The following is a 10,723-nucleotide window of genomic DNA, read 5'->3' on the forward strand; positions in this document are numbered from 1 at the left end:
GTTATTCCCCCTGACGCTGGTAGTCGTTACGCTGCGCGTTAGCGCGGCGTTGGTCCATAATATCGCCCTGACTGGTGGACGAGGTATTGCTTGCTCCGCTCGTGCTGGACGATGAGGCCGGCGGCAGACGCAGCAGATTGTTAGCCGTGCTGTCTTTTGCCGCAGGCGCGTTAGCGCCTTTCAGCATCTGATCCAATGGCAGAACCATCAGATTGCCACCTTTGTCGTTGACCAGAACTTTACGCGTATGGCTCAACACTTTTTCCATCGTCTCGATATACAGACGCTCGCGAGTAATCTCTGGTGCGGCTTTATATTCCGGCAGAATTTTAGCGAAGCGAGCCACTTCACCCTGCGCTTCCAGGATGGTTTGGGTTCTGTATGCACGCGCTTCTTCAAGAATACGCTGCGCCTGACCGTTCGCACGCGGCTGAACTTCGTTGGTGTACGCTTCCGCTTCACGGATGTATTGCTGTTCGTTCTCACGCGCCGCGATAGCATCGTCAAACGCCGCTTTTACCTCTTCCGGCGGACGCGCTGCCTGGAAGTTGACGTCCAGCAGGGTAATACCCATGTTGTACGGACGAATGGTCTCTTCCAGTTCACGCTGGGTATCGCTACGAATAACGGTACGACCTTCCGTCAGAATGCGGTCCATCGTGTATTTACCGATAACCCCACGCAGGGCGCTGTCGGTCGCCTGACGCAGACTGTCATCCGCGCTGGTCACGCTGAACAGATAACGCTGCGGATCGGTCACACGGTACTGCACGTTCATCTCAACGCGCACAACGTTTTCATCAGAAGTCAGCATCACACCGGACGCCGCCAGTTCGCGAACCGCTTCCACGTTTACCGGAGTGACTTCATCGATAAACGTCGGCTTCCAGTTCAGACCCGGCTCAACCAGGTGGCTGAATTTACCGAAGCGTGTCACCACGCCGCGTTCCGCTTCTTTGATGGTGTAGAAACCGCTGGCAGCCCAGATAATGACGATCGCTGCCGCTGCGATGGTAACGACACGACCTCCGATATGCGGGCGCGGCCCCTGCGATGAACTACCACCGCCAGAGCCTGTACCTTTACCGCCACCCAGACCACCGAGCTTTTTACTCAGTTTGCGGAAGATATCATCAAGATCAGGTGGCCCCTGATCGCGACCACCTTTGTTTCCATTTCCCTCAGAGTTGCCGCCAGGTTTGCTGCTTCCCCACGGGTCGCGGTCTTGTCCGTTATTACCGGGCTGATTCCACGCCATGTTTGTGCTCCATATTTGTTATGCGGTGATCCCCGTTGTCTTTCGACGAGAGGGATAAGGCGAAATTACTCCATGCTCCAGACGAGCCGCCATTAGATCACATAGTCGATCAACGCCGGTTCTTGTTTACAGAGGCGACGCCAGTCGACAATCGGCATGCGAACCTGCAAACTTACGCTGCCGTCCTCCTCCATCCACTCTTTTTCTATTGCCTGAAGTTGGTAAAACCGGCTTCTCAGACGCCCTTCTTGCGGCGGCAAACGCAACGTATGCTGCGCCACCTCGCCGGAAAGCCGCTCCGTCAAAGCCTGAAAAAGCTGTGGTATCCCAACCCCTGTTTGCGCAGAAAGCCAGACACGGATTGGTTTGTTCTCTTCATCCCTGTCGATACGCGGTTCAAAATCGTCCAGCATATCGATCTTGTTCATCACCATCAGGGTTGGGATCTCGTGAGCGTCGATCTCTTCGAGAACCGTATCCACTGCGTCGATGTTTTCCTGTACGCGCACATCAGCGGCATCAACAACGTGTAACAAGAGCGTGGCCTGCCGGGTTTCCTGCAAGGTCGCTTTAAACGCCGCCACCAGATCGTGCGGTAAATGACGGATAAACCCTACGGTATCCGCCAGTACGGTTTCTCCCACATCTGCGACATCGATACGGCGCAGCGTCGGGTCCAGGGTCGCAAACAGTTGGTCTGCGGCATACACCCTGGCTTCAGTAATCTGATTGAAAAGGGTGGATTTACCGGCGTTGGTATATCCCACCAGCGAGACCGTCGGGACATCCGCTTTTATACGCGACTGCCGCCCCTGCTCACGTTGCTTCTCAACTTTCCCCAGGCGCGACTGTATCTGTACAATACGATTACGCAGCAAACGACGGTCGGTTTCGAGCTGGGTTTCACCCGGACCGCGCAAACCAATCCCGCCTTTCTGCCTTTCAAGGTGGGTCCAGCCACGAACCAGACGCGTGGCCAGATGACGCAACTGCGCCAGTTCAACCTGCAACTTACCTTCGTGGGTACGTGCACGCTGAGCAAAAATATCTAAAATAAGACCGGTTCTGTCGATCACGCGACATTCACACAAACGTTCCAGGTTACGCTCCTGGGCCGGGCTTAAAGCATGATCGAAAAGCACGACCGCAGCGTTAGACGCTTTCACGGCTTCCGCAATTTCAACTGCCTTACCTTCACCTACAAAGTACTTCGGGTGCGGTGCTTTACGGCTACCGGTAATCACCTGCATTGCTTCGACACCGGCGGAAGAGACCAGAGACTCAAACTCCTGGAGGTCTTCCATATCTTTGTCTTGCGAAAAATAGATGTGTACCAGTACCGCCTGCTCACCGGCATCATAACGGTCAAACAAGCGTCAACCCCTCGATATATATCAGCGGGGAACGCAGGTTCCCTGGCTCCCCGTGTGTAAAACAGCCAAAACCTTATTCGGTTTCTTCGCTGTCCTGTTGCGCAGAAGTACCCTGCGCGCTGCTACCGTGATGGTAGTTACTGCTGGTGCCGCCACCGGCATTGTTACTGTGATGAGAAACCGGGCGAGACGGGACAACAGTAGAAATCGCGTGCTTGTAAACCATCTGGCTGACCGTGTTTTTCAACAGGATCACGAATTGATCAAAAGACTCGATTTGACCTTGCAGCTTAATACCATTCACCAAATAAATAGAAACTGGAACACGTTCCCGACGCAGTGCGTTCAGGAACGGATCTTGTAAAGATTGCCCCTTAGCCATTCTCTCTTTTCCTTATATGCTTATTTGTACTTTGAACCTTTCGATTCTGAAAAATTGCGCACGATACGTCTCAATTGTACACATTCAGTTCGCGATAGCACCAACAACCTGCAATACTTCGTTTCGCGCCTGGTCAGGCTTTTCACTGTCAAGCCAGCGTACTCCTTCCCAACCACGCAACCAGGTTACCTGACGCTTCGCCAACTGCCTCGTGGCGCAAACACCTCTATAAACCATTTCATCATATGAAATTTCGCCTTCAATGTATGACCACATCTGGCGGTATCCCACACAACGAATGGAAGGCAAGTCCGTATGCAAATCTCCACGGGCAAAAAGCGCCCGAACTTCTGCTTCAAAACCTGAAGCCAACATCTGATGAAAACGCTGCTCAATTCGCTGATGGAGCAGTTCACGGCTCGCCGGGGCGATGGCGAACTGATGCACCTGATACGGTAGAGCGTCTCCTGACGTTTGCGTCAGTTCCGTTAAAGTTTTACCCGAAATGAAAAAAACTTCCAGTGCCCGGGAAAGTCTTTGCGGATCATTTGGATGAATCCGTGCGGCAGCGACCGGATCAATATCCTGAAGCTGTCGGTGCAACACATCCCATCCCTGCTCTGCCGCCTGTTGCTCAATTCGGGCTCTGATCTCGGGTTCCGCCGACGGTAAGGGCGAAAGTCCTTCCAGCAACGCCTTGAAATACAACATTGTGCCGCCCACTAACAGCGGAATACGCCCCGCCGCAGTAATCTCCGCCATCTCCGCTAACGCATCGCGGCGAAAATCCGCTGCTGAGTACGCTTGCGCCGGATCGAGAATATCCAGCAATCGGTGCGGAGCGGCCTTTAACTCTGAAGCCGTCGGCTTCGCCGTACCGATGTCCATCCCCCGATAAATAAGGGCGGAATCAACGCTTATCAACTCTACTGGCAAAACTTTACGCAATTCAATTGCTAACGCCGTCTTGCCGGAGGCCGTCGGCCCCATCAAAAAAATCGCCTTTGGCAGGCTCGCCTTACTTACATCACTCATGTTTCAGGGCGTTCATCACCGAATGTAAATCAACAGGTTGTAACAGACCACCCGGCGGCGCCTTCACGAGCTGCGGACATAACCGCTCTACATCAGCCAACAGCGTAATGGCCTGTGCCATCGTCCACTGCGGATGTTCACTCATCAAATTCCGCGCAATCCACTGTGCAATATTGCCCGCGTCAAACGCTGACTGCTGCGCGAGGTAGCCTATCAGTTCAGGAATCAAGATTTGTAAATTTTGTTGGCGTAAGGGTAAAGGCACTGCACGAATGGTCACATGCTGCGCATCTGACTGGAATTCAATCCCCAGATCCGTCAGTGGTGTTTGCGCTTTTTCCAGCGCGGATTTCTCCTCCGCCGACACTTTTAAGCGCAGCGGAATCAACAACGGCTGGGCGCAGACCGGCGTCTGCCCCGGCGTCAGTTGGGCCTGACGCAGCCAGCGTTCCGCCACGGGCAGCGCCAGCAGGTGAATATTGCCGTCACGCTCAAGCAATGCGCAATCCGCGCCGACAATGGTCAGCACGCGACCGAAACTCTGGCTATGCCCTGCCAGCGACGGCGCTGCCGTTTCTGCTTCCGGTGCAAGCGCCGGTTGTCGCGGAGCGGGCGTCTGTAACAGCTGGCGGTACACTTCGCCCTGCTGTTTCTGGTAGCCCGGCTGGGCATGCGGCCAACTGGCAGCAGGCTGACGTCCGCCGGTTGCCCCTGACGACGTGGAATAGCGCGGCGCGGCGGGTTCCCGCGCAGAGGCCGGTTCAGCGAAATGATTACGCCCGGCCGCCACGCGGTTTTCCGGGATGTGACGCGGCGCAGGCGCTTCTTCCGCCAGCGGCAGCGGCGCATCAAGCTGCTGCTGTAGCACGCTCAATACGCCCTGATAGATGAAATCATGCACCAGCCGCGACTGGTGGAAACGCACCTCATGTTTCGCCGGATGCACGTTCACATCCACCTGATGCGGGTCAATCTCCAGATACAGCACAAATGCCGGTTGCCGATCGCCACCCAGTTTGTCTTCACAGGCCTGACGAATCGCATGATTGATTAACCGGTCGCGCATCATGCGGCCGTTCACGTAGCAGTACTGGATTTCCGCCAGCGCCGCCGTGGTATGGTGAGGATCGGCCACCCAGCCGCGTAGTGTCAGATCGCCGTGCTGCCATTCAATCGCCAGCGCCTGTTCCAGAAACGGTGCGCCGCAAATCGCGCCTAATCGACGTTCCTTCTGCCCGTCCTGCGCAACCGCGCGGTACTGGCGCACCATTTTACCGTTGTGCGACAAATTAAGGGTGACGTCGAAGCGCGCCAGCGCAATGCGGCGGATAATTTCGTCAATGTGGTTGAACTCGGTTTTCTCGGTGCGCATAAACTTGCGCCGTGCCGGCGTGTTGTAGAACAAGTCCAGCACCTCCAGCGTGGTGCCGACCGGATGCGCCGCCGGTTTTACCGTCACGTCCATATCACGCCCTTCGGCATAGGCCTGCCAGGCTTCCGCCTGTTCCGCGGTACGTGACGTGAGGGTTAAACGCGAAACCGAGCTGATACTTGCCAGCGCTTCGCCGCGAAATCCGAGGCTGATAATCGCTTCGAGATCGTCAAGCGAGGCGATTTTACTGGTGGCATGGCGAGCCAGCGCCAGCGCCAGCTCGTCTTTTTTAATTCCGCAGCCATTATCGCGAATACGAATAAGCTTTGCGCCGCCGCGTTCGATATCAATATCGATCCGCGTCGCCCCTGCATCAAGGCTGTTTTCCACCAGCTCTTTCACAACCGACGCAGGTCGCTCTACCACCTCACCTGCGGCAATTTGGTTCGCCAGTTGCGGCGGTAGAACCTGAATCGGCATGTAAAATCCTTAGTTAATCAACGACTCGCCCGGCGACACCGCGCTGGCCGTTTGCGCCGGAGCGCTCTGCGGCCCGGATTGCACCGGATGCGCCTGGAAGTAGTTACGCAACCCTTGGTAAATCGCCTCTGCCAGCTGCTGCTGATAAGCATCGCTTGCCAGCAAACGTTCTTCGCCGCTGTTGCTGATAAAGCCCGTTTCAACCAGCACCGAGGGGATATCCGGGGAACGCAACACGCCGAGGCTGGCGTGTTCAGGGCGACGCTTATGCAGCGAACCAATGCGCTGCAACTGACCTAACATGTTTGTCGCCACATCATACCCTACGCGCTGGGAATGACCGAATTGCAAATCCAGCACAGCCTGGCTTAAGTAGGGGTCAGCCTGACTGTTCGCCAGCACATCGCCCGCGCCGCCCAGCAGCTCAGACTGCTTCTCATGTTCTTCCAGCCAGTTCGCCATTTCGCTGTTGGCGCGACGGTTTGACAGCACCCATACCGAGGCGCCCGTCGCGTTACGGTTTGGCGCGGCATCCGCATGAATGGAGACGAGGAAATTGGCGTTCTGCTTACGCGCCACGTCGGAGCGACCCATCACGGAGATGAAATAATCCCCGTCGCGGGTCAATACGCCTTTGAACATCGGATCGTTATTCAACAGCGTGCGCAGCTTACGGGCGATAGCAATCGTCACGTTTTTCTCCCGCGTCCCGCCGGGGCCAATAGCGCCGGGGTCTTGCCCGCCGTGACCGGCATCAATGGCAATCACCACTTTGTCGCCGTTACTGGATGTCGCCCGCGCTGCCGGGCGCGTTACCGTATTGCTGCTGGTGACGGCAGTAGCGCGATCCTGGTTTGTTTTAAACGGATTTCGCGCAGGTTCAGTCGGACGCGGAGCGACCACCGGCGTCTCAACGCGTTTTGCGACAACAGGCGGTGGAGGTGGCGGCGGAGGCGTATCGGCGTTGATGGTAAAGACCACGGTATAGTTACCGCCGCTCTGTCGTTTCACGGCCTCGGTTTTACCGTTCTCCGTCAGATCGACAACCAACCGCAACGACTGCGCATCTTTCGCCGTACCGGAGCGAATCGCTTTTACCAGGTTGTTGCCGCTAAACTGCAACGGCAGTCCCTGAATCACGCCGGTCTGTTTGATATCCAGCGCGACGGTACGTTTACCTTCTTGCGAAAACGCGTAATCAGGATCGCCGATAAAACTGAACGTAATCCGCGCCTGCCGATCGCCGTTAGATACCTGAATATCGGAGAGGCTGGCGGCCCCCGCCTGCGCGCACAGCAGGACCAGCGTTGCCACCACCCAATTTCTGATGCGATAAATCATCCCGCCACCCTTAAGGTTAACCGGCCAAACGCGCCAGCAACAAATCACCTGATGAGGAGACAGCACTAATGCGCGCCTCACGACCTTGCGCCTGGTAATCTATGTGTATTTCGACATCCGGGTCAGGCAGTACACCTTTACCTTGTTGCGGCCATTCCACCAGGCAAATGGCATCGTTGGCAAAATAATCACGGATCCCCATAAATTCCAGCTCCTCAGGATCCGCAAGTCGGTATAAATCGAAGTGATACACCATTAAGTTATCGAGCGTATAGGGTTCAACCAGCGTGTATGTCGGGCTTTTCACATTACCTTTGTGGCCCAACGCCTGTAGAAATCCCCGGCTGAAGGTGGTTTTCCCCGCCCCCAGGTCGCCGTACAAATAGATGACGGTCGCACCGTCACAGGCTTTCGCTACGCGTAGTCCCAGGTCTAAAGTCGCCTGCTCGTCAGGTAGCGGAATTACTCGATTCATCATGGTTTACGTCAATCACATCAGGGTTAACAATACGCTGTAGCGTAGAAAAGAGATCGGTTGCCAGCATGCCGCGGGTGCCATAACGCGCCGCTAAAACATCCGCCGCCGCACCGTGGGCAACACATCCCGCACACGCTGCATCATACGGGGAAAACTTCTGTCCAAGCAATGCGCCAATAATGCCGGAAAGCACATCGCCCATTCCACCACTGGCCATCCCGGCGTTACCGGCATCAATAATGCCCAACGCATGCGATTGGGCGGCGACGACCGTTCCCGCACCTTTCAGCACCGCCACGCCGCCATACCGTTTTACCAGACGACGTGCTGAAAGTAAGCGATCACTTTCAATTTCTGCGACAGAACAACCCAGTAGCCGCGCGGCTTCCCCCGGATGCGGCGTGATCACGCGATTGTGACGTTTATCGGGATTGATTGCCAGCAGGTTCAGCGCATCCGCATCCCAGAGCATCGGTTTGCGAAAACTCTCAGCTTTCTGTAGCGCTTTTTTACCCCATTCCTGCTGTCCGAGCCCGGGGCCGATCACCACTACATCCGCCCATTGCAGACTGTCATCAAGAGATTGAGGCGTCAGTTCATGCACCATCAGTTCGGGACGGGCGGTCAGCAACGGCGCGATATTTTCGCTGCGCGTCAGCACCCGCACTAATCCAGCACCGGCACGCAGCGCCGCTTCGCCGGTCATACGTATCGCTCCCGCCGTCCCGTGGTCGCCGCCAATAATGACCAGCCGACCATGATCGCCTTTATGCGACGTCGGGCGGCGTGGTGTCAGCCAGTGGGAAAGTTGCGAAGCCGCAAAGCGCTGGATACGAACTTCTTGTCCTGCCAGCCAGCTTTCCAGCCCCAGCGCGTCAAAGTGCAGCGCTCCCACGACATCCCGCGCCTTGCCCGTCAGTAAACCGGGTTTCAGCGCAACGAAGGTAACGGTATGCGCGGCATTCATCACCGCACCAGGCGTGGCGCCCGTTTGCGCCAGCAAACCGGAAGGGATATCAATAGCCACCACCGGCGCTGGATGGCTGTTCGCTCGTTCAATAAGCGTAGAGAGGGCGGTGCGCGGAGCCTGCGTCAGGCCGGTCCCCAGCAGGGCGTCAATAATCACATCAATATGATCCGGCCAGATGATATCCGACGCATGAATGACGCCCCCGGCATTGAGCCACGCCTCGCGTGCCTGCGCTGCCTCTTCAGGAAGCGGCTTATCGCTCTCCTGCGCCAGTAGCGTCACCTCAATACCTGCGGCTTTCGCCAGCCTCGCCACCACGTAGCCGTCGCCGCCATTATTACCATGACCGCAAAGCACCAGCCAGCGCCGGGAATCGGGGTACGCGTCGCGTGCAACCTGAAATGCGGCTTCCCCCGCCCGCAGCATCAGCTCATACAGCGTCAGCCCTAAGCTGTCCGCCGCCTCGCGTTCCGCCCGTTTGATCTCATCGGCGGGCCAGATGGAGTGTGGTATACTTGCGGGGTTTTTCTTCATTGTATGGTCCGTCATGTCAGAGCCCCTCGATCTCAATCAGTTAGCGCAAAATATTAAACAGTGGGGGCTGGAACTGGGCTTTCAGCAGGTCGGTATTACCGATACCGATCTCAGCGCCAGCGAACCCAAATTACAGGCATGGCTGGATAAACAATACCACGGCGAAATGGACTGGATGGCTCGCCACGGAATGATGCGCGCCCGTCCTCACGAATTATTGCCCGGCACGCTGCGCGTCATCAGTGTGCGCATGAATTATCTGCCTGCCAATGCCGCTTTCGCCAGTACCCTAAAAAATCCCTCTCTGGGCTACATCAGTCGTTATGCGCTGGGCCGTGATTACCATAAACTGTTACGTAACCGTCTCAAAAAACTCGGCGAGAGGATTCAGCAGCACTGCGTTTCGCTGAATTTTAGACCGTTTGTCGATTCTGCGCCCATTCTGGAACGTCCTCTGGCTGAAAAAGCCGGGCTTGGCTGGACAGGTAAGCACTCACTAATCCTTAACCGCGAAGCCGGTTCGTTCTTTTTCCTGGGGGAATTGTTAATTGATTTGCCTCTCCCCATTGATACGCCAGTTGAAGAAGGCTGCGGGAAATGCGTTGCCTGTCTGACCATCTGCCCGACCGGCGCAATCGTCGAGCCCTACACGGTGGATGCGCGCCGCTGCATCTCCTATCTCACGATTGAGCTGGAGGGGGCGATACCAGAAGCGCTTCGGCCATTAATGGGCAACCGGATTTACGGCTGCGACGATTGTCAGCTTATCTGCCCGTGGAACCGCTACTCGCAACTGACCGATGAAGAAGATTTCAGTCCCCGCAAGCATCTTCACGCGCCAGAGCTGATTGAACTGTTTGGCTGGAGCGAAGCCTGGTTTTTAAAAGTTACGGAAGGATCGGCGATTCGCCGCATTGGTCACTTACGCTGGCTGCGAAATATTGCCGTCGCGTTAGGCAATGCGCCCTGGGATAACGCCGTGATTACCGCCCTGGAAAGTCGCCGGGGTGAGCACCCACTTCTCGATGAACACATAGAGTGGGCGATTGCGCAGCAAATTGAGAAGCGAAATGCCTGCGTGGTGGAGGTGCAATTACCGAAGAAACAACGCCTGGTCAGGGTCATTGAAAAGGGACTGCCGCGCGACGCCTGAGTCATCCACAGCTTGTGTATAAAAATAAAAAGACATTGCGATTCAAGAGGGAAAAAATCGTCAAGTGATCGCATTAACATTTCGAAATGATAATTAATTTATCAATTTCAATAAGTTACAAAGTTACTATTCACCAGGCGAAGTTTTTTGTATTCCAGGAATAATGCCTGGACCTGTGGATAAGTCTGTTTACAAGAGTGTTTCAGAGGCAAAATAAAAGGCCCCCAACGTGAAAATACGCTGTGGATAATTTTATGGAGATAAGAATTTGGAGCGGGAAACGAGACTCGAACTCGCGACCCCGACCTTGGCAAGGTCGTGCTCTACCAACTGAGCTATTCCCGCTT

At 55.6% G+C, this 10,723-nt stretch carries 9 protein-coding genes and 1 tRNA gene; 1 reads left to right on the plus strand and 9 read right to left on the minus strand.

Annotated features, from left to right (window positions below; genetic code table 11):
- Position 1 precedes the first annotated feature (1 nt).
- The 8 genes from hflK to nnr form a co-directional block, all read right to left on the minus strand.
- Positions 2–1,258 carry an FtsH protease activity modulator HflK gene (gene hflK / locus OGX81_RS02990; RefSeq protein ID WP_047459458.1) on the minus strand — a complete coding sequence of 419 codons (1,257 nt, stop codon included), beginning with the start codon at positions 1,256–1,258 and terminating at the stop codon, positions 2–4.
- 92 nt (positions 1,259–1,350) lie between these two features.
- Positions 1,351–2,631, minus strand: coding sequence for a ribosome rescue GTPase HflX (gene hflX / locus OGX81_RS02995; RefSeq protein WP_286487524.1), 1,281 nt, complete (start codon positions 2,629–2,631; stop codon positions 1,351–1,353).
- Positions 2,632–2,704: 73 nt separating this feature from the next.
- The gene (hfq, locus tag OGX81_RS03000; RefSeq protein ID WP_012134439.1) at positions 2,705–3,013 is read right to left on the minus strand and encodes an RNA chaperone Hfq; all 309 of its coding nucleotides are present in this window, start codon (positions 3,011–3,013) and stop codon (positions 2,705–2,707) included.
- Positions 3,014–3,097: 84 nt separating this feature from the next.
- Positions 3,098–4,048 (minus strand): tRNA (adenosine(37)-N6)-dimethylallyltransferase MiaA, encoded by a 951-nt coding sequence (gene miaA / locus OGX81_RS03005; RefSeq protein WP_012134440.1) that lies wholly within the window; start codon positions 4,046–4,048, stop codon positions 3,098–3,100.
- Positions 4,041–5,900, minus strand: coding sequence for a DNA mismatch repair endonuclease MutL (mutL, locus tag OGX81_RS03010; protein WP_104867862.1), 1,860 nt, complete (start codon positions 5,898–5,900; stop codon positions 4,041–4,043). Before mutL ends, miaA begins: the two co-directional genes overlap by 8 nt.
- Before the next feature lie 9 nt (positions 5,901–5,909).
- Positions 5,910–7,241 (minus strand): N-acetylmuramoyl-L-alanine amidase AmiB, encoded by a 1,332-nt coding sequence (amiB, locus tag OGX81_RS03015; RefSeq protein ID WP_012134442.1) that lies wholly within the window; start codon positions 7,239–7,241, stop codon positions 5,910–5,912.
- A gap of 16 nt (positions 7,242–7,257) precedes the next feature.
- Positions 7,258–7,719, minus strand: coding sequence for a tRNA (adenosine(37)-N6)-threonylcarbamoyltransferase complex ATPase subunit type 1 TsaE (gene tsaE / locus OGX81_RS03020; protein ID WP_012134443.1), 462 nt, complete (start codon positions 7,717–7,719; stop codon positions 7,258–7,260).
- Positions 7,691–9,238, minus strand: coding sequence for a bifunctional ADP-dependent NAD(P)H-hydrate dehydratase/NAD(P)H-hydrate epimerase (gene nnr, locus OGX81_RS03025; RefSeq protein ID WP_104867863.1), 1,548 nt, complete (start codon positions 9,236–9,238; stop codon positions 7,691–7,693). Before nnr ends, tsaE begins: the two co-directional genes overlap by 29 nt.
- On the opposite strand from nnr, the gene queG reads away from it, so the two are divergent.
- On the plus strand, positions 9,237–10,376 hold the full coding sequence (queG, locus tag OGX81_RS03030; protein WP_110123662.1) for a tRNA epoxyqueuosine(34) reductase QueG: 1,140 nt from the start codon (positions 9,237–9,239) through the stop codon (positions 10,374–10,376). The genes nnr and queG overlap by 2 nt on opposite strands.
- A 269-nt stretch (positions 10,377–10,645) precedes the next feature.
- Here the strand turns inward: queG and OGX81_RS03035 are convergent.
- A tRNA-Gly gene (locus tag OGX81_RS03035) sits at positions 10,646–10,721 on the minus strand.
- Positions 10,722–10,723: the final 2 nt, after the last annotated feature.

Source organism: Citrobacter sp. CK206 (assembly GCF_030333125.1).
Taxonomy (GTDB): domain Bacteria; phylum Pseudomonadota; class Gammaproteobacteria; order Enterobacterales; family Enterobacteriaceae; genus Citrobacter_B; species Citrobacter_B koseri.

Bases quoted from the DNA above. Each gene is read 5' to 3' on its own strand.
- nnr (WP_104867863.1), bottom strand. From the start codon at position 9,238: ATGACGGACCATACAATGAAGAAAAACCCCGCAAGTATACCACACTCC.
- hflK (WP_047459458.1), bottom strand. From the start codon at position 1,258: ATGGCGTGGAATCAGCCCGGTAATAACGGACAAGACCGCGACCCGTGG.
- miaA (WP_012134440.1), bottom strand. From the start codon at position 4,048: ATGAGTGATGTAAGTAAGGCGAGCCTGCCAAAGGCGATTTTTTTGATG.
- hfq (WP_012134439.1), bottom strand. From the start codon at position 3,013: ATGGCTAAGGGGCAATCTTTACAAGATCCGTTCCTGAACGCACTGCGT.
- mutL (WP_104867862.1), bottom strand. From the start codon at position 5,900: ATGCCGATTCAGGTTCTACCGCCGCAACTGGCGAACCAAATTGCCGCA.
- amiB (WP_012134442.1), bottom strand. From the start codon at position 7,241: ATGATTTATCGCATCAGAAATTGGGTGGTGGCAACGCTGGTCCTGCTG.
- tsaE (WP_012134443.1), bottom strand. From the start codon at position 7,719: ATGATGAATCGAGTAATTCCGCTACCTGACGAGCAGGCGACTTTAGAC.
- queG (WP_110123662.1), top strand. From the start codon at position 9,237: ATGTCAGAGCCCCTCGATCTCAATCAGTTAGCGCAAAATATTAAACAG.